The following is an 18,058-nucleotide window of genomic DNA, read 5'->3' on the forward strand; positions in this document are numbered from 1 at the left end:
GGCGCAAGCGTCACACGCGATCCGGACGATCGACTGCCTCATCGCCCTAGGTTGGTCGTATGGGACACATCACCGCGTTCGACCACGTCGGCATCACCGTCTCCGACCTCGATGCCGCCACCGCGTTCTTCGTCAGACTCGGGCTCGAACCGCTCGGCGAGCCGGCGACGATCGAGGGGGAGTTCATCGACACGGTGTGCGGTATCCCGGGCGCCCGCAGCCGGATCGTCATGCTCAAGGCACCCGCGGGCGGCGCCACGATCGAACTGTCCAGTTTCGAACACCCCGAGCACACGCCGGGTTCGCCGGACGCGATGGCGAACGAACTCGGTCTGCGCAGCGTCGCCTTCCAGGTCGACGACATCGACGCCGCCGTGGCGAGTGCGGCCGCGGACGGTTACCCGCTCGTCGGCGGGATCAAGCAGTGGCAGGACGAGTGGCGGATGGCCTACGTGCGGGGCCCGGAGGGCATCACCGTCGCTCTGGCCGAGCGGCTTCGCTGAGCCGGGCCCGACCCACCAGCATCAGTGCGTGCTCGGACGCCTGGACCTGCGCGTCCCAGCCGGTGGCGGTGAGTTGGTCGCTGAGGGTTCGCGGGTCCCAGTAGCGCTTGACGATCCGGAACCGGCGCCCGTCGCCAAGGGTGCGTTCCTCTGTGCGGGCTGACACCTGCGAGTTCGGCCCGGTCACCTCGTCGGCGGGGTAGGGCGCGGAATCGACGAAGATCACCTGTCCGCCCGGTGCGAGACAGTCACGCACCATCGCCCAGAACGCCTCGAACCGGTCGTCGGGCACGTGGGACAGCCAGAACCCGAAGAAGACCAGGTCGTAGCGGCGCGCCGGCCGCCAGTCGAACAGGTCGGCCTGCCCGTAGCTGACATTAGCCGCGCCGGCGGTCCGTGCCCGGTTGAGTTCCAGCATGGCGGGGGAGGCGTCCACCGCGTGCACGGACTCCGCGTGGCGGCGCAGCACGTCGGTGAAGATCCCGGTGCCGCAGGCGAGTTCCAGCACGTCGCCGCGGGCGGCTCCGCTGATCAGGGTCATCGTGTCGGCGGCATCGGCGTTCCACTGGCTCAGCACCGGTTCGTCGAGCGCGTACGTGCCGCGACGGAACCAGAAGTCGTCGTACTCGCCGGCACGCGCGTCGTAGTAGGTCTTCTGTTCGCGCAGGGTGTCGGCCCAGTCGTCGGTCATCGTTCGAGGCTACGCGGACGTATCATCGGACCATGAGCTTCGACTCCGACCGCATCGCCGCGCAGCTGCGCGTGCTGCTGTCGGTGCTCGTGCCCGCAGCGGTAGTGATGACGCTGCTGCCGTCGACCCAGGTGGCCGGGGGAGTCGCGCTGGTGGCGTTGGCCGCGGCGGTCACCCTGATCCAGGTCACGAGGGTCGTGCTGCCGATGGTCGCGGCGCCGCCGCGTGCGCGTGGCCCACAGACCGCGACACACCCACCGGTCTGCCGGTCAATCACCCTCCCGCAGGACCCGATCCGTCCGCGTGCTCCAGGGCTGGCCTGAGGAACCCCTCAGCCCACCCTTCCCGAACGACCCCGGCACACCCGGGGATTGGAGCACGACATGCCCGACCTCTTTGCACCCCTGACCACCCTGCTGGGCACCGTCCTGGCACTCACCCACACCGCGGCGTCCGCGCTCGGCCCGGACGGCGCGGTCGCCTGGATCATCGCCATCGGCCTGTTGACCGTGACCGTGCGAATGGCGCTGTTGCCGTTCGCCGTCGCAGGCGCTCGGAACGCTCGACGCTCCGCAGCGGCGGCACCGGCGATGCGCGAACTGACCGCGAAGTACGCGGGCAAACGGGACAGCGAAAACCTGCAGCGGATGATGACCGAACGTCGCGAGATCCAACGCGAGCACGGGCTGTCCACGCTCGGCTGCCTCCCGCTGCTCCTGCAGATGCCGGTGCTGTTCTCGCTGTACCACCTGATGATGAAGGTGAGCGGAGGCACCGGCGTGGGTGCCCTGACGGCGCTCACCCTCGCCTCGGCGACCGCTGCGTCGGTCGGCGGGGTGCACCTGGGCTCGCGACTGTTGGCCGGCTCGACCGGTCAGGCCGCGATCGTGCTTGGCGTCGCGCTGCTCGCCGGGTTCGCGACCTTCGCCGCCCAGCGTTGGTTCGCCACGACACCGACCGGCGCAGGAACCCCGGACGCGATGACGAATGTCCAGGCGGTCATGCCCTGGCTGAGTCTCGGCGGGGTCGTGGTCGGCGCCTTCTTCGTGCCCGCCGGGTTGGTGCTCTACTGGGCGTTCAGCAACGTCTGGACCCTGGCCCAGCAGGCCTTGCTACGACGCGTGCTCGCCTGATCCGAGCCGTAACGAGCAACCGCGGGCGGACCATCGAAGTGGTCCGCCCGCGGTTGGCGTCGCATTGCCTGCGGATCAGTGCTTCTCGGGCACCGACTTGTCGCCGGCGGGCGACACCTTGAGCACCCGGGTGCCGTCCTCGGTGTCCGTCTCCGCCTCGGTCACCACGAGCGCCAGCTCGTCGTGACCGTGCTCGGTGACACCCTCGATGACGGCCTGCTCGATGATCTGCTGACGAGTTCGGCACGCTTGATCAGCGGGTCCTGCTGCAGGTCACGCACCAGCGCGACACACATGATCACCATCACGATCACGAACGGCAGCGCCGACACGATCGTGACGTTCTGCAGTGAGGTCAGCGCCGCGGACGCATCGCCCTCGGCGAACCCGGCGAGCAGCATGGCCGCGGCGACGCCACCGGTGGCGACACCCCAGAAGATCACCGTCTTGCGGGTCGGCTCGATGGTGCCGCGCTCGCTGAGCGTGCCCATCACGATCGAAGCGGCGTCGGCACCCGAAACGAAGAAGATCGCGACGAGCACCATGACCAGCACCGAGGCGACGGTGGCCAGCGGGTAGTGCGACAGCATGTCGAACAACGCGGTGTTCGAGTCGACCTTGCCGCCCTGGGCGACGAGGTCCTTCGTCTGACGCTGCTGGTCGATCGCGGCTCCACCGAAGATCGCGAACCACACGAGGCTGACGATGCTCGGCACCAGCAGCACACCGCTGACGAACTGACGGATCGTGCGACCGCGGCTGATCCGCGCGATGAACATGCCCACGAAGGGGGTCCAGCTGATCCACCACGCCCAGTAGAAGACGGTCCAACTGGACAGCCATGCCTGCAGCTCGGGACCGCCGGCGGCCTGGGTGCGCGACGCCATCGTGGGCAGGTCGGCGAAGTAGGTGCCCAGGGTCGTCGGCAGCAGGTCGAGGATGAACACCGTCGGGCCGACGAGGAACACGAACAGGGCGAGCACCAGGGCAAGCACCATGATGATGTTCGACAGCAGCTGGATGCCGCGGGCAACACCCGAGACCGCGCTCAGGATGAAGCAGATGGTCAGCACCGAGATGAGCACGACCAGCCCCATGCGGCCGAGGTTCTCGACCCAGCCGACGCTCTTCAGGCCGGCCTGGATCTGCAGTGCACCGATACCCAGCGAGGCCGCCGAACCGAACAGCGTCGCGAAGATCGCGAGCATGTCGATGACCTTGCCGATGGGGCCGTCGACGCGCGGGCCGAGCAGCGACCGGAAGGCCGACGAGATGAGCTGGGTGCGGCCCTTGCGGAAGGTCCCATACGCGATGGCGACACCGACGACGGCGTAGATCGCCCAGGGGTGCAACGACCAGTGGAACAACGTGGTCGCCATTGCCTGACGCATCGCGGCGTCGGTCTGCGGGACGACGCCGGTGCCCGGGGTCGGGCTCGCGTAGTCCATCAGCGGCTCCGCGACACCGAAGAACATCAGACCGATGCCCATGCCGGCGGAGAACATCATCGCGATCCACGACGAGGTGCGGAACTCCGGCGTCTCGTCGTCACCGCCCAACGGAATGTTGCCGTAGCGGCTGGCGGCCAGCCACAGCGCGAACACCACGAAGCAGGAAGCGGACAGGACGAACAGCCAATCCGTCGACTCCATGACCCACTCGAGGGCGTCGCCCGAGGTGGTGCCGAGGTTCTTCGGGGCGGCGAAACCCCAGATGAGGAAGCCGACCGCGAGCGTCGCGGTGACCCCGAAGATCACCCAGTCGACCCCGACCTTCTTCGGGGTTTCGGGCTCGATCGTCGCCTCGTCGATGCCGTACAGAAGTTCATGCGTATCGGTATTGCTGTCGTCACCCGGCGTGGCGCCCGGTGGACTCTGTGATGTCGTCGTCATCTCCACTGTCGACCACGCGCACGCAGTCGACCCTCCTAGTCGTTTATCAGTCGTCCGGGGTCGGGCGCGGGCCGCCGATCGGACCGGTAGGGACGGCGTGAAGGCGCGTCCGGCCGCAACCCCGTCGAGCCGTGTTACGGATCGCGGACCGCCGACGGGGAGTTCGGCGGGACGGATGAGGCAGTTGTGGTCACACTCACGTCGAGAACCGGAACGCGAACCGAAACAGGAAGCGGCCGCCCGCTCCTCGGAATTCCGCAGAATTCCTCGGACCGAACGGCCGCTGCCGACGTGAGTCGCTTGCCTACTCGACGGTTGCCGGCGAGAAGGTGTCGCACTTGTTGATGTCGCCGCTCTGGTAGCCGGTCATGAACCACTTCTGGCGAGCGGCGGCGGAGCCGTGGGTCCAGCTCTCGGGGGTGACGCGACCCTGAGCCTTCTCCTGGATGCGGTCGTCACCGACCGCGGCCGCGGCCGACAGCGCCGACTGGATGTCCTGTTCGGTGATCGGCTGGAGCAGCGTGTTGCCGTTGGCGTCCTTGGTCTCGGTCGCGTGGGCGACCCAGATGCCGGCGAAGCAGTCGGCCTGCAGTTCGGTGCGCACCGACGCCGAGTTCGCGCCCTCCGGGTCCTGCTGGGAGCGACCGAGCAGGCCGAGGATGTTCTGGACGTGGTGGCCGTACTCGTGCGCGAGCACGTACTCCTTGGCCAGGTTGCCGTCATCGGCGCCGTACTTGCCGCTGAGCTCCTGGAAGAACGCGGCGTCGATGTAGACCTTGTTGTCGAGCGGGCAGTAGAACGGGCCCATCGCCGAACTCGCGGTGCCGCAACCGGACTGGGTCGAGCCGCTGAAGATCACCGTCTTGGCGTCGGTGTACTGCTTGCCGTACTGCGGCAGGTAGTTGCGCCAGAAGGCCTGGGTGCTGTTCACGGTGCCGATGATGCGGCAGACGTCGTCACGGTTCGCGTCGGCACCCGTCTTGCACTGGCTGATCTGCTGGCTGATCTGATCGTTGCCGGCACCGCTGCCGCTGGTGTCCGCACCCGAGGCGACCTGTGCGGGGTTCATGTTCCAGGGACCCGCGCCGCCGGTGGATCCGGAGCCACCGCCGAAGCCGTTCAGCAACACCATGATGATCATCAGGATGAGACCGCCGATGCCACCGACCGCAATTCCGCCGGGGGCCATGCCGCCACCGCCGGAGCCACCGCTCTGCACCTGCGAGGTGTCGAGTTGGGCGTTGTCGTTGAACGTCACTTGTGACCTCCGTCTTGGTCGGCGACCGTGATCGGTCGCACGCACTACCGCTGCGTAGAATATCCAGTCGCGCCCGCACTCGACCGCAAGTGCGGCATCGCAGTTCGACAACAACCCACGACGCCACCGTTTGACCGGGGCGCGCCCTGACGTCCGGAGGACCTTCGTGATCACCGCCCATGGCATCGAGCTTCGAGCCGGATCCCGGCTCCTGGTCGAGAACGCCACGTTCAGGGTCGCGCCCGGCGATCGGGTCGGGTTGGTGGGTCGCAACGGCGCCGGCAAGACGACCCTGACGAAGGTGCTCGCCGGCCAGAGCATCCCGGCCGCCGGTGAGGTCACGCGCTCCGGTGAGGTCGGTTACCTCCCGCAGGACCCGCGTACCGGTGATCTCGAGGTGCTCGCCCGCGACCGCATCCTGTCGGCCCGCGGGCTCGACTCGATCATCCGCGACCTGCGCAAGGCCGAGAAGCAGATGGCCGACGATGACGACGAACTGCGCGAGAAGGCGATGCGCCGCTACGCCCGCCTCGACGCCGAGTTCACCGCCCAGGGCGGCTACGCCGCGGAGTCCGAGGCCGCGTCGATCGCGTCCAGCCTCGGCCTGCCCGAACGCATCCTCGACCAGCCGCTCCGCACGCTCTCCGGTGGTCAGCGGCGCCGGGTCGAGCTGTCCCGCATCCTGTTCAGCGGCGCCGAGACGTTGCTGTTGGACGAGCCGACCAACCACCTCGACGCCGACTCGATCATCTGGTTGCGCGACTACCTGAAGGCGTACAAGGGCGGGCTGATCATCATCAGCCACGACGTGGAGATGCTCGACACGGTCGTCACCCGGGTGTTCCACCTCGACGCCAACCGGGCCGAACTCGACCTCTACAACGTGGGCTGGAAGGCTTACCTGCAGCAGCGCGAGACCGACGAGAAGCGGCGCAAGCGCGAACTGCAGAACGCCCAGAAGAAGGCCGCGGCGCTGATGTCGCAGGCCGACAAGATGCGGGCGAAGGCGACGAAGGCGACCGCCGCACAGAACATGGCACGTCGCGCCGAGAAGCTGCTCGCGAGCGTCGAGGGGGAGCGGCAACAGGACAAGGTGGCCAAGCTGCGCTTCCCGACCCCCGCCCCGTGCGGGCGCACGCCGTTGCGTGCGGAGGGGTTGTCGCGCTCGTACGGCTCGCTGGAGATCTTCACCGATGTCGACCTCGCGATCGACCGAGGGAGCAAGGTCGTCGTGCTCGGCCTCAACGGTGCCGGCAAGACGACGCTGCTGCGGTTGCTCGCCGGCGTCGACGAGGCCGACACCGGCGAGGTGCAACCGGGCCATGGTCTGAAGCTCGGCTACTACGCCCAGGAGCACGAGAACCTCGACGTCGATCGCAGCGTGCTCGCGAACATGAAGTCGGCCGCGCCCGACCTGGGTGAGACCGAGGTGCGCAAGGTGCTCGGTTCGTTCCTGTTCAGTGGCGACGACGTCGACAAGCCCGCGGGCGTGCTCTCCGGTGGAGAGAAGACCCGGCTGTCGTTGGCGATGCTCGTCGTCTCGGCAGCCAACGTCCTCCTGCTCGACGAGCCGACGAACAACCTTGACCCCGCCTCGCGCGCCGAGATCCTCGGCGCGTTGGCCGGGTACGAGGGCGCGGTCGTGTTGGTGACCCACGATGAGGGCGCGGTCGATGCGCTGCAGCCCGAACGCGTCCTGCTGCTGCCGGACGGTGTCGAGGACCTCTGGGGTCCGGACTACCTCGACCTCGTCACGTTGGCATAGATCCGCCGTCCGCACTGTTGTTGTGCGAGTGATCACGTCGGCGGTGCAGTTGCCAAAGGGAGTCGAAGTATGAGGCTGCCAGAGGGAGTCGAACAATGAGTATGGGCAGCTGGCAGGTGATGCGCTCACTGACGAAGGACTCGTCGGTGAAGGGTGCGAAACTCAAGCCCGGCACGACCAAGCGGGTGTTGTCGTACGCGGGTCCGTACCGCCGGCGCATCACGTTCTTCCTGGTGCTGGTCGTCATCGATGCGCTCCTGGTGATCGCAACTCCGTTGATCCTCAAGGAGATCGTCGACAAGGGTGTCGTCGAGCAGGACAAGCAGCTGATCGTCTGGTTGGGCGTCGCGGCCGCGGTGGTCGCCGTCCTGGACGCCGTGCTCGGCGTCGCCGAGCGGTGGTTGTCGGCGGGTCTGGGCGAAGGGCTCATCTACGACCTGCGGCGTGAGGTGTTCGGGCACGTACTGCGGCAGCCGATCGCGTTCTTCACCCGCGCGCAGACCGGCGCGTTGGTGACGCGCCTGAACTCCGACGTCATCGGCGCGCAGCAGGCGTTCACGTCGGTGATGTCGAACGTCGTCTCGAACGCGGTGAGCCTCGTCGTGATCGTCATCGCCATGGCGACGCTGTCGTGGCAGCTGACGCTGGGTGCGCTGGTGCTGGTGCCGTTCTTCCTCATTCCGACGAAGCTGATGGGTCGCCGGCTCGCCGGGCTGACCCGAGGGCAGATGATCGAGAACGCCGACCTCGGCGCCCGGATGACCGAGCGGTTCAACGTCGCTGGTGCGCTGTTGGTGAAGCTGTTCGGGCGCCCGGCGACCGAAGACGAGGAGTACGCCGCGCGCGCAGCGAAGGTGCGCGACATCGGGGTGAGCATCGCGGTGCAGCGGGCGATCTTCATGGTCGGGCTGATGCTGCTGGCGTCACTCGCCACCGCGATGGTCTACGGCGTCGGCGGCATCATGGCCGTCAACGGCACCTTGACGATCGGCACCCTGCTCGCGCTGGCCGCGCTGCTCGGACGGCTCTACGGTCCGCTGACCGCGCTGTCGAACGTGCGGGTCGATGTGATGACCGCGCTGGTGTCGTTCGAGCGGGTCTTCGAGATTCTCGACCTCGAGCCGCTGGTGAAGGAGGCCGAGCACCCGCGCGCCCTGCCCGACGGCGCGCTCGACGTCGAACTGGACGACGTGTCGTTCAGCTACCCGACGGCGGAGAAGGTGTCACTCGACTCGCTGGAGGGAGCCACCGTCGACAAGGGCGACGGCGACGAGGTGCTGCGCGGGGTGTCCTTGCAGGCGTCCGCTGGCCAGGTCGTCGCGCTCGTCGGACCGTCCGGTGCCGGCAAGACGACGATCACCGGACTGGTCGCCCGGCTGTACGACCCGACGTCCGGAGCCGTGCGGATCGGCGGCGTCGACCTGCGCGACGCGAGCTTCGAGTCGTTGCGTTCCCGGGTGGGAGTCGTCACGCAGGAAGCGCACATGTTCCACGACTCGATCCGCGAGAACCTCCTCTACGCCAAGCCCGACGCGACCGAGGCCGAGCTCGAGGCGGCGCTGCGCTCGGCGAATGTGTGGGCTCTCGTCCAGCGGCTTCCGCACGGACTCGACACCGTCGTCGGCGACCGCGGCCACCGGTTGTCCGGCGGTGAGAAGCAGCGGCTGGCGATCGCGCGACTGCTGTTGAAGGCGCCGTCGGTGGTCATCCTCGACGAGGCGACCGCGCACCTCGACAGCGAGAGCGAGGCGCTCGTGCAGCACGCGCTCGACTCGGCTCTGGAAGGTCGGACGGCGCTGGTCATCGCGCACCGGCTCTCGACCGTGCGCGGCGCCGACAAGATCCTCGTCATCGAGGGCGGACGCGTCGTCGAACAAGGACGCCACCACGAACTGCTCGAACAAGGTGGCCTCTACGCCGACCTCTACCGCACCCAGTTCACGGACGAGCCGGCGCCGACCGTCGGTTGATGCCGGCGGGCGCTAGTCGTCTTCTTCGTCCCAGATGCGGGTCTTCTTCGGTTTCGGTGCCTTCGGTCGGCCGATCTGATCGAGGTGTTCGCGGCGGGCTCGCAGCAGGAAGAACGCGAGGACCGCGATCGCACCGGCCCACCACTGAAGGGCATAACTGAAGTTGATCCAGGCGTAGCCACCCGGGTCGGGCTTGGGGAGGTCCTGCGGAAGGGTCTGCGGCACACCGGCGCCCACCTCGGTGCGGCGCAACACGTACGCGTTGCGCGCGTCGGGCTGCCCGCTGAGCTCGCGCAGCAGGGTGGTGTTGATCGAGGCGGCCTGGCCGGGCACCTCGGCACGCTTCAGGTCGGGTTCGCCTGCGCGCAGCCACCCGGTCACCTGCACTGTGCCGGTCGGCGTCGGCGGCACCGAGTCGGGCGCGGCGGCGGTCCGCCCGTTGGGGATCCATCCGCGGTCGACGAACACGACGTCACCGGTCGTCGTCCGCATCGGCACCACCACCTCGTAGCCGTACGTCTTGTCCAACGGTCGGTTGCGGATGAGCACCTGCCGATCGGCGAGGTACTGACCGGTGAACCGCACCTGCTTCCACTGCTGCTCCGCGTCGGGTGCGCCCGACGGATCCGGTTGCGCCGTGGCGAGGTCGACGGGGGCGCCGTTGTAGTTGGCCTCGAGGTGGTTCTCCGCGGTGATCTTGTGGTCGTAGCGGGTGTACTGCCAGCGGCCGAGAAAGACACAGACGGCGGCGGCGAGGACGGCGACGGCCAGCCAGCCCAACCATCGGCGGGACATCAGCAGGCGAAGCACGGGGCAACGCTACTCGCCGGTCATGTGAGCCCGACCCGCCGGCCCGTGCGCGCGGGTCGCAGTGCTGCGGATCGTGGTCGCGTCAATGGTCGGAGGACGAACGTCCCTGGCGGATCCTGTGATTCGGCCTAGCATGGAGCGCATGTCGTTTCCCCGCACCGGACCTCTCGTCGACACCTTCGGGCGCGTCGCGACGGACCTGCGCGTCTCGGTGACCGACCGCTGCAACCTGCGCTGCACCTACTGCATGCCGGCGGAGGGTCTGCCGTGGATGGCCAAGCCGGAGATGCTCGACGACGACGAAATGGTGCGCCTCATCCGACTGTTCGTGGGGCTCGGCGTGAACCAGGTGCGATTCACCGGCGGCGAGCCGCTGCTGCGCCGCTCGTTGGTCGACGTCGTACGCCGCGTGGGGGAGTTGCCGAACCGTCCGCGAATGGCGCTGACCACCAACGGCATCGGACTCGACCGGCTCGCGCGGCCGCTGGCCGATGCCGGGCTCGACCGCATCAATGTGTCGCTCGACACCGCGTCGCCGCAACGGTTCCTCGAGCTCACCCGGCGCGACCGGTTCGCCGACGTCGAGCGCGGCTTGAAGGCTGCCGTCGATGCTGGGCTCGCGCCGGTGAAGGTCAATGCGGTGGCGATGCCGGGCGAAGACCCGGCCGATCTGTTGGCGTGGTGTCTCGACCGGGGGTATGAGTTGCGGTTCATCGAGCAGATGCCGCTCGACGCCCAGCACTCCTGGGACCGCTCGCACCTGATGAGCCGTCACGACCTGCTGGCTGCCCTCGGTGCGCGCTTCCGGCTCAGCCCGGCCGGCGATCGCGGCTCGGCGCCCGCGGAACGCTTCTTCGTCGACGGCGGCCCCGAGACGGTAGGCGTCATCGCGAGCGTGACCGCACCGTTCTGCGGTGCCTGCGACCGCGTGCGTCTGACCGCCGACGGACAGGTGCGCAACTGCCTGTTCGCCCGCAAGGAGAACGACCTGCGCGGCCCGATGCGCGACGGCGCGACCGACGACGAACTCGTCGACCTCATCCGGCTGAACATGTGGGGCAAGGCGACCGGCCACGGCATCGGCACCCCGAACTTCGAACAGCCCGACCGTCCGATGTCTGCGATCGGCGGCTGAGGCCCGCGTAGCCGCACCGCTGGTGTAGGTCGCCCGGTTTGAGCGGCTCCAGTGAAAGATTGCTGCTGTCATAGCAGCAGTGATCTTTCACTGGAGCCGGTTGCGGTTGGCTGTGGTCGCCCGTGATGTTGCTCAGGCGGCGTGGGTGCCGGTGGCTTGGTAGTGCCAGGTGACGCTGGTGACGGTGGCGGTGCCGGCGAGGTGGTCGCGGTGGGCGATGCGGTGGTGGGTGTCGCACAACAGGGCGCTGTTGGTGAGGGATGTTTCGCCACCCAGATACCAGGGGATCAGGTGGTGGACTTCGCACATGACGGGTGGTCGGTCGCAGCCGGCGTAGGTGCAGTGTTTGTCACGGTGGATCACCGCGCGTCGTAGTTCGTTGTCGACGAGTCTTCGTTTGCGTCCGACGTTCAAGGGTTGGTTCTTGGACCCGAGGACTATCGGCAGGATGTCTGCGTCGCAGGCGAGTTGTCGGACGGTGTCGGGGGTGACGCCGGTGCCGGTGTCGGTGGTGCCGAGTCCGGCGAGTAGTCCGGCGAGGACGAGGAAGTCGATGGTGACCACGAGGGTGGCACTGCCGCGGTGTGTGATCTCTGGATCGTTGTTGACGGCGGCGGCGCCGAGGCCGAGGAGGAGCAGGAACGCATCGGCGCGGCGTTTGCCGGGGGTGCGGGGGTCGGGTTCCCCGGTTTTCTGGGAGTTGCCGTCTTGGTCGGGGGTGTGTCGGTGGTGCGGGTCGGCGCAACAGGCTGATTTCGGGGACGGTGCCGCGAGTGATTGGACGCCGTGGATGAGGGCTTCGGCGTGGTCGGGTGACAGGTCGGCGGTGAATCGGACCATCCCACCCGGGCAAATCCGACCAGGACAACGATTCGACTTTCTGGAGGGCGTCTTCGTTCTCGTCGAGCACTTCTTCGCCGTACTCGGCCAGGATCCGCTTGGTCAGTTCCCGCACTGTTTTCGCGCCGGCGCCGGGACCCAACGTGAGGAGCCAGCCGTAGATTTCGTCCCGGCTCGCTTTCGGCAGCACGGCTTTGATCTTGTCGATGGTGTCCAGGCAGGTTTTCCCGATCGTGGTGTTGACCTGCCCGGAGGTGACCGCGTCGGCCAATGCCTGGTTCAACGGGGAGCGGGCTGCTTCAGCCAACTTCGCGATCCGGGACGCGTGCGACGGTTCCAAACCCGACCGCCACGCCTCTGCTTCGTCGGTGGCCACGTCGCTAACCCGGTCGCCGGCCCGGTCGTCGGACTCGTCACTGGCGTTGTCCCCCGCATCCGCCGCGCCTTTATTGGTGGCGGGTTCGTCCAGTGGCACCAGCGGACCTGCCACGGACAAGGACTCGGCACCGAGCAACGCGTCCGCACTCTCGCCGGTGGACAGTCGGCGCACCCATTGGGTCGCGTCCGCAGCGGTGGAGCGGTACACGACCCCGCGGTCGATCGCGTCGCTGGTCACCGCGACGAGAGTGGCCTCGGACTGTTGCTGCACAAGCGTCAGGGACCGTGCGAGCGCGGTGAGTTCGGCGTCGGTCAGGTTGCCGGTCAGCTGCGCCAATCGGGACACGGCAGCCACCGCGTCGGACACCAGAGCGGCACAAGCAGCGGCTTCACCCGGATACGAGTCGTACAACGCCTGATCACGCTGCTGGTCGACGTGCTGATCGATACCTTCGTCACTCGTCATGTCCGGATTCACCCGTTACCGTCTTTGATGGGCCTTGAAGCAAGGCCCCTGGTCGCCGGCCCCGGCATGACTGATCACCCCTGTCGCTTGCATGATCCGGGAGGTGTTGTCACCGGGTGCTGGTGGCGCTGGTGGACCGCTGATAGGGACCGGGCCGCCCGAACGCCTGGGTAGGTCTCTTCGTAACGTGGATGTCGGCTTCCTGCGCCTGATCTGGTGACCAGCCGCTCGGACGCACGAGGAGGGGACCATGTCCCGACCTGACTACGCGGTGTACATCGGGCTCGATGTCGGCAAACAGGCGCACCACGCCTGCGCGCTGAACGTCGATGGCACACGGCTGCACGACAAACCGTTGCCCCAAGACGAGTCGTCGCTGCGTGGCCTGCTGACCGAACTCGGCACGCACGGTCGCCTGCTGGTCGTGGTCGATCAACCCGCAACGATCGGCGCGCTGCCCGTCGCGGTCGCCCGAGCCATGGGTATCGATGTGGCCTATCTGCCCGGGCTGGCGATGCGCCGTATCGCCGACCTGCACCCCGGCAACGCCAAGACCGACGCAAGGGACGCGTACGTCATCGCCGAAGCTGCCCGGTCGATGCCGCACGCCCTGCGACGGGTTGATGTCGGCGACGACACCCTGGCCGACCTGGAAGTCATCGTCGGCTTCGATGACGACCTGGCCGGGCAGGTCACCGCGCAAGCAAACCGGATCAGAGGCCTTCTGACACAAGTGAACCCAGCCCTCGAACGTGTCCTCGGCCCACGCATCCAACACCCGGCAGTCCTCGAACTCCTGACCCGCTTCGGTGGCCCGACCGGCCTGCGCGCGGCCGGCCGGCGACGTCTGCTCGCCGTCGCCAAACCCCGCGCGCCCCGCTCCTACCAACGCCTCGTCGACGACATCCAGACAGCGCTCACCGAGCAGACCGTCACCGTCCCTGGCACCCGAGCCGCCGAGCTGGTCCTGCCCAAACTCGCGACCGGACTGGCGCGCCTGCTGCACGACCGGGACGAGCTGGGAACCCAACTGGAGGACATGCTCGATGCCCACCCTCTTGCCGCGGTCCTGACCTCGATGCCCGGCATCGGCGTCAGGACCGGCGCACGGATCCTGCTCGAAGTCGGCGACGGTTCGAGCTTCCCCACCTCCGGCCACCTCGCCGCGTACGCCGGCCTCGCACCCGTCACCCGCCGATCCGGCACCTCGATCCGCGGTGAGCACCCCGCCCGAGGCGGCAACAAGCACCTCAAACGAGCGATGTTCCTCGCCGCGTTCGCCGCACTGCACGACCCGACCTCGCGGGCGTACTACGACCGCAAACGCGGCCAAGGCAAGAAGCACAACGCCGCCCTCATCTGCCTCGCCCGACGACGCTGCGACGTGCTGTACGCGATGCTTCGCGACGGAACCCTCTACCAACAGAAAACCCCAGCCGCCGCTTGACGAAGACCATAGGGACACCTCCCCAGGTGTGCCATGCGGAATACCTCAAACGTACACCCGTTCGAACCCTGAAACAAGACTTCTTGTCACGAATTCGACTGAAAAACAAAGTCATTCGATACCCGTCGGTATCCACAGCCCCCTCGTTCAGTCGATTCATCCACAGACAAACGCAGGCTCGGCAGGAGGGCTGTGGACAACCGGTCAACGGTCGGTCCAGGTTCAACCATCTTGGAGCCGCCCAGTGAAAGATTGCTGCTGTCATAGCAGCACTGATCTTTCACTGGAGCCGGCCGGCCCCGGGTGTTGAGAAGGGTTCGCTCATCGCGGCCGCCACGGTCGATGCAAGACTCGTCGAATGGACGACACCGCTGCAAACCAGCAGTTCGGACGCTACTGGCGTGCCGCGGCGGTGTCCGGATTCGGTTCGTACGTCACGTTGTTCGCGCTACAGATGGTCGTCATCCTGACCCTGCACGGCTCGGCCACGGAGGTCGGCTGGTTGTACGCGGCGCGCTGGATGCCGTTCCTCGTGCTCGGACTGATCGTGGGCGCGATCGTCGACGGACGACGGCGACTGCCGTTGATGATCGGCACCGACCTCGCTCAGGCGATCCTCTTGCTCGCCATCCCACTGCTGTGGTGGCTCGATCAGCTCACGTTGGCGTCACTGCTGGTCGTCGTGGTGCTGTACGGCTCGGCATCGGTGGTGAACGGCGCGGCCACGATGTCGTTCCTCCCGCGCGTGGTGGATCGGGCTCACCTGCAGAGGGCTCATGCCAGGATTGACGGTGCTGATGCCGTGGCGTCGACGTCGGGTCCTGCGATCGGCGGTTTGCTGGTGAGCGCCGTCGGCGCACCGGCCGCGGTGCTGTTCGACTCGCTGACCTATCTCTACTCGGCAATGACCTTGCGCAGGATCCGGATCGAGGAGCCGCCGGCCCGCACGGGAATCACAGTGCGGCGGCTGGTGGCCGACATCGGCGACGGCGTCCGGTGGTCGTACGGCGGGTCGGGCCTGAGACCGCTCGCGATTGCGACCCACGGATGGTTCGTCGGTAACGCGATCGTGGGGGTCGTGCTTGCGCCGTACGCGTACCGCATGCTCGGGCTGAGCCCGTTCGAATTTGGTGTTGTCGGAGCCATCGGAGGTGTCGGAGCGCTCATCGGCGCCGGCGTGACCACCAGGGTTGGACGACGACTCGGCACCGGTCGCACGATCGTCCTGTGCCACGTCATCACCGTGGGGGCGGTGGGAGCGTTGGCCGGTGCGGGCGCCGTGCGCGGTTCGTTCGGCGCGGTGCTGCTGCTGTCGGTCGGTCAGTGGTTGTACGGGTTGGCGATGGGCATGAGCAACTCACACGAGATGAGCTATCGACAATTGGTGACCCCCGACGAACTGCAGGCCCGAACCAACACCACGCTGCGATCACTCAATCGGGCGATCGCGATGGTCGCGGCGCCGATCGCCGGCATCCTGGCCGACACGTGGGGATTTCGGCCGATGCTCGTCGCCGCCGCCGGCGTCTTCGCACTCGTCGCGATCGGGCTGTACGCCGCGCCGTTTCGCACGGCCACCGCACCGGTCTAGCGTCCGCCAAGCGATGGAGACCGGGCTCAGCGCGGCTCGAACGCCTCCACCTCGAGCGGGAACCCCTGCATACCGAGGAAATCGGTGAGCGTCACTCGATGCTCGTCGCAGGCGAGCCAGGTCTTGCGTCGCGACTCGTCGTGAATCTTCGGGTTGCGCCACAGGATTGCCCAGGTGGCGTCGACGGTGCAGCCTTTCGCGCTGCAACGGGGGTGGTCAGCGGTCACGCCGCGGCCCGACCTGCTCGACGGGATCGCTCGGCCGCACCGACCCCAACACATCGATCCGACGCTGGTTGGTGGCGTTGGCGAAGACGACGGCGAAGTAGGGCAGCACCACGGCTGCGACCATGCAGACGATCGACGCCCAACGCAGCGGACCCCACAACAGCACCGTGAGCACGAAGCAGACCGTGCGGATGCCCATCGAGATCAGATAGTGCTTGGTGCGCGAATCGCGGTCGTCCCGGGCGGGAGCGGGCAGGTTCGTCGCCGAGGGCACCTCGGGTTCAGGAGTCGTACGGCGAGCCATGACGTCCACCGTACGCCGCCGAAGCGCAAGCCTTCGAGCCGCGTCCGGCCCACCGGTTGGGGTCTACCGAAAAGTAGTGGATACGGTCGACGCAACCGTCATCAAGGAGAGTCGATGTCCCAACCGCGCAACGTCCTGGTCACCGGAGGCAACCGAGGCATCGGCGCCGCGATCGCACAGGCGTTCCTTGATGCCGGCGACAACGTCGTGATCACCTCCCGCGACGGCTCCGGCCCGCAGGGCGCGATCGCCATCGCCGCCGACGTCACCGACAGCGCGAGTGTCGACGAGGCGTTCACCCAGGCGGAGGAGAAGCTCGGTGGACCGATCGAGGTGGTCGTCGCCAACGCCGGCATCACCAAGGACACCCTGCTCATGCGCATGTCCGACGAGGAGTTCGCCTCCGTCGTCGACACCAACCTCGCCGGCGCGTTCCGGTGCGCCCGGCGCGCGAGCAAGGGCATGCTCAAGCTCAAGCGCGGCCGCTTGATCTTCATCTCCAGCGTGGTCGGGCTGTACGGCGGCCCGGGCCAGGCCAACTACTCGGCCAGCAAGGCAGGTCTGGTCGGCCTGGCCCGCTCGATCACCCGCGAACTCGGCAAGCGCGGCATCACCGCGAACGTCGTCGCCCCCGGCTTCATCGACACCGACATGACCCGGTCGCTGCCCGAGGCACAGCAGCAGCAGTACCTCGCGGCCATCCCTGCCGGCCGCTTCGCGCAGCCGGACGAGGTCGCGAAGGTGGTGCGCTTCCTGGCGTCCGACGAAGCGGGCTACATCAGCGGCGCGGTGGTCCCGGTCGACGGCGGCCTCGGCATGGGCCACTGAGCGAATCACGAAAACTCAAGGAAGAGAACAGAACTCATGGGCATTCTCGAGGGCAAGAAGTTGCTGATCACCGGAGTCCTGATGGATTCCTCGATCGCGTTCCACGTCGCGAAGCTGGCGCAGGAGCAGGGCGCCACCGTGGTGTTGACCAGCTTCGGACGCACGATGAAGATCACCAGCACGATCGCCAAGCGGTTGCCGACCACGCCCGAGGTGATCGAGCTCGACGTCACCGACAAGGAACACCTCGACACCCTTGCCGACCGGCTGAAGGAGCACGTCGACTCCCTCGATGGTGTGCTGCACTCCATCGGTTTCGCCCCGCCCGGCGCGTTCGACTTCATGGCGGGGGAGTGGGACGACGTCGCCACCGCAGTGCACGTCTCGGCCTACTCGCTGAAGGCCCTGGCGGTCGCCGCCGAACCGCTGATGGCCGAGGGCGGCTCGGTCGTCGGGCTCACCTTCGATGCGAAGTTCGCCTGGCCGGTCTACGACTGGATGGGTGTCGCGAAGGCCGCCTTCGAGTCGACCAACCGCTACCTGGCCCGTGACCTCGGCCCGAAGAACATCCGGTGCAACCTGGTCTCCGCCGGTCCGATCCGCACCACCGCGGCGAAGTCGATCCCCGGGTTCGAGACCTTCGAGAACACCTGGAACGAGCGGGCCCCGCTGGGTTGGGACATCCGTGACCCGGAGCCGGCCGCGAAGGCCTGCGTCGCGTTGTTCTCCGACTGGTTCCCGGCCACCACCGGCGAGATCCTGCACGTCGACGGCGGCGTGCACGCGATGGGTCAGTAGGTTCCACGAGGTGGCCTGTCGG

At 67.6% G+C, this 18,058-nt stretch carries 18 protein-coding genes; 11 read left to right on the top strand and 7 right to left on the bottom strand.

Going from position 1 to position 18,058, the window contains the following annotated elements; translation table 11 throughout:
* Positions 1-59 precede the first annotated feature (59 nt).
* Positions 60-503 (top strand): VOC family protein, encoded by a 444-nt coding sequence (locus tag DFJ65_RS10510; protein ID WP_115922983.1) that lies wholly within the window; start codon positions 60-62, stop codon positions 501-503.
* On the opposite strand, the gene DFJ65_RS10515 is transcribed toward DFJ65_RS10510, so the two are convergent.
* Entirely contained in the window at positions 472-1,194 is a 723-nt protein-coding gene (locus tag DFJ65_RS10515; RefSeq protein WP_115922984.1) for a class I SAM-dependent methyltransferase, read from the bottom strand. The genes DFJ65_RS10510 and DFJ65_RS10515 overlap by 32 nt on opposite strands.
* A 32-nt stretch (positions 1,195-1,226) precedes the next feature.
* Here DFJ65_RS10515 and DFJ65_RS10520 point away from each other — a divergent pair, with 32 nt between their 5' ends.
* Both DFJ65_RS10520 and DFJ65_RS10525 read left to right on the top strand, forming a co-directional pair.
* A complete protein-coding gene (locus DFJ65_RS10520) occupies positions 1,227-1,517 on the top strand; it encodes a hypothetical protein (RefSeq protein ID WP_115922985.1) in 291 nt (96 codons plus the stop codon).
* Between the two features lie 60 nt (positions 1,518-1,577).
* On the top strand, positions 1,578-2,327 hold the full coding sequence (locus DFJ65_RS10525) for a membrane protein insertase YidC (protein ID WP_147301375.1): 750 nt from the start codon (positions 1,578-1,580) through the stop codon (positions 2,325-2,327).
* Positions 2,328-2,488: 161 nt separating this feature from the next.
* Here DFJ65_RS10525 and DFJ65_RS10530 read toward each other — a convergent pair whose 3' ends face one another.
* Both DFJ65_RS10530 and ypfJ read right to left on the bottom strand, forming a co-directional pair.
* A complete protein-coding gene (locus DFJ65_RS10530; protein ID WP_425452982.1) occupies positions 2,489-4,219 on the bottom strand; it encodes a BCCT family transporter in 1,731 nt (576 codons plus the stop codon).
* A 304-nt stretch (positions 4,220-4,523) separates the two neighbouring features.
* Positions 4,524-5,477, bottom strand: a complete 954-nt coding sequence (ypfJ, locus tag DFJ65_RS10535) for a KPN_02809 family neutral zinc metallopeptidase (protein WP_115922987.1) — start codon at positions 5,475-5,477, stop codon at positions 4,524-4,526.
* A 166-nt stretch (positions 5,478-5,643) separates the two neighbouring features.
* On the opposite strand from ypfJ, the gene DFJ65_RS10540 reads away from it, so the two are divergent.
* Positions 5,644-7,242: an ABC-F family ATP-binding cassette domain-containing protein gene (locus DFJ65_RS10540; RefSeq protein WP_115922988.1), complete on the top strand. Its 1,599-nt coding sequence runs from the start codon at positions 5,644-5,646 to the stop codon at positions 7,240-7,242.
* Positions 7,243-7,337: 95 nt separating this feature from the next.
* Positions 7,338-9,212, top strand: a complete 1,875-nt coding sequence (locus DFJ65_RS10545; RefSeq protein WP_115922989.1) for an ABC transporter ATP-binding protein — start codon at positions 7,338-7,340, stop codon at positions 9,210-9,212.
* A 12-nt stretch (positions 9,213-9,224) separates the two neighbouring features.
* Here DFJ65_RS10545 and DFJ65_RS10550 read toward each other — a convergent pair whose 3' ends face one another.
* Positions 9,225-10,022 carry an SURF1 family cytochrome oxidase biogenesis protein gene (locus DFJ65_RS10550; protein WP_115922990.1) on the bottom strand — a complete coding sequence of 266 codons (798 nt, stop codon included), beginning with the start codon at positions 10,020-10,022 and terminating at the stop codon, positions 9,225-9,227.
* A gap of 142 nt (positions 10,023-10,164) precedes the next feature.
* Here DFJ65_RS10550 and moaA point away from each other — a divergent pair, with 142 nt between their 5' ends.
* Entirely contained in the window at positions 10,165-11,157 is a 993-nt protein-coding gene (gene moaA / locus DFJ65_RS10555) for a GTP 3',8-cyclase MoaA (protein WP_115924247.1), read from the top strand.
* A gap of 132 nt (positions 11,158-11,289) precedes the next feature.
* Here moaA and DFJ65_RS10560 read toward each other — a convergent pair whose 3' ends face one another.
* On the bottom strand, positions 11,290-11,997 hold the full coding sequence (locus DFJ65_RS10560; protein WP_115922991.1) for an HNH endonuclease: 708 nt from the start codon (positions 11,995-11,997) through the stop codon (positions 11,290-11,292).
* On the opposite strand from DFJ65_RS10560, the gene DFJ65_RS17190 reads away from it, so the two are divergent.
* From DFJ65_RS17190 to DFJ65_RS10570, 3 genes are all read left to right on the top strand, one after another.
* Positions 11,984-13,015, top strand: coding sequence for a hypothetical protein (locus DFJ65_RS17190; RefSeq protein WP_147301376.1), 1,032 nt, complete (start codon positions 11,984-11,986; stop codon positions 13,013-13,015). The two genes, DFJ65_RS10560 and DFJ65_RS17190, sit on opposite strands and share 14 nt — an antisense overlap.
* A gap of 76 nt (positions 13,016-13,091) precedes the next feature.
* Complete coding sequence (locus tag DFJ65_RS10565; protein ID WP_115921497.1) at positions 13,092-14,288, top strand: IS110 family RNA-guided transposase; 1,197 nt, start codon at positions 13,092-13,094, stop codon at positions 14,286-14,288.
* A gap of 358 nt (positions 14,289-14,646) precedes the next feature.
* On the top strand, positions 14,647-15,879 hold the full coding sequence (locus DFJ65_RS10570; RefSeq protein ID WP_115922992.1) for an MFS transporter: 1,233 nt from the start codon (positions 14,647-14,649) through the stop codon (positions 15,877-15,879).
* 26 nt (positions 15,880-15,905) lie between these two features.
* Here the strand turns inward: DFJ65_RS10570 and DFJ65_RS10575 are convergent, their stop codons facing one another.
* The gene (locus DFJ65_RS10575; protein ID WP_211308417.1) at positions 15,906-16,106 is read right to left on the bottom strand and encodes a hypothetical protein; all 201 of its coding nucleotides are present in this window, start codon (positions 16,104-16,106) and stop codon (positions 15,906-15,908) included.
* A complete protein-coding gene (locus tag DFJ65_RS10580) occupies positions 16,096-16,410 on the bottom strand; it encodes a DUF3099 domain-containing protein (protein ID WP_115924248.1) in 315 nt (104 codons plus the stop codon). The genes DFJ65_RS10575 and DFJ65_RS10580 overlap by 11 nt, the downstream gene beginning before the upstream one ends.
* Positions 16,411-16,524: 114 nt before the next feature.
* On the opposite strand from DFJ65_RS10580, the gene DFJ65_RS10585 reads away from it, so the two are divergent.
* Together DFJ65_RS10585 and fabI are read left to right on the top strand one after the other, a co-directional pair.
* Entirely contained in the window at positions 16,525-17,238 is a 714-nt protein-coding gene (locus DFJ65_RS10585; protein ID WP_115922994.1) for a beta-ketoacyl-ACP reductase, read from the top strand.
* 36 nt (positions 17,239-17,274) lie between these two features.
* The gene (gene fabI, locus DFJ65_RS10590) at positions 17,275-18,036 is read left to right on the top strand and encodes an enoyl-ACP reductase FabI (protein ID WP_115922995.1); all 762 of its coding nucleotides are present in this window, start codon (positions 17,275-17,277) and stop codon (positions 18,034-18,036) included.
* The last annotated feature ends 22 nt before the right edge of the window (positions 18,037-18,058 follow it).

This window comes from Calidifontibacter indicus (genome assembly GCF_003386865.1).
Taxonomy (GTDB): Bacteria; Actinomycetota; Actinomycetes; order Actinomycetales; family Dermatophilaceae; genus Yimella; species Yimella indica.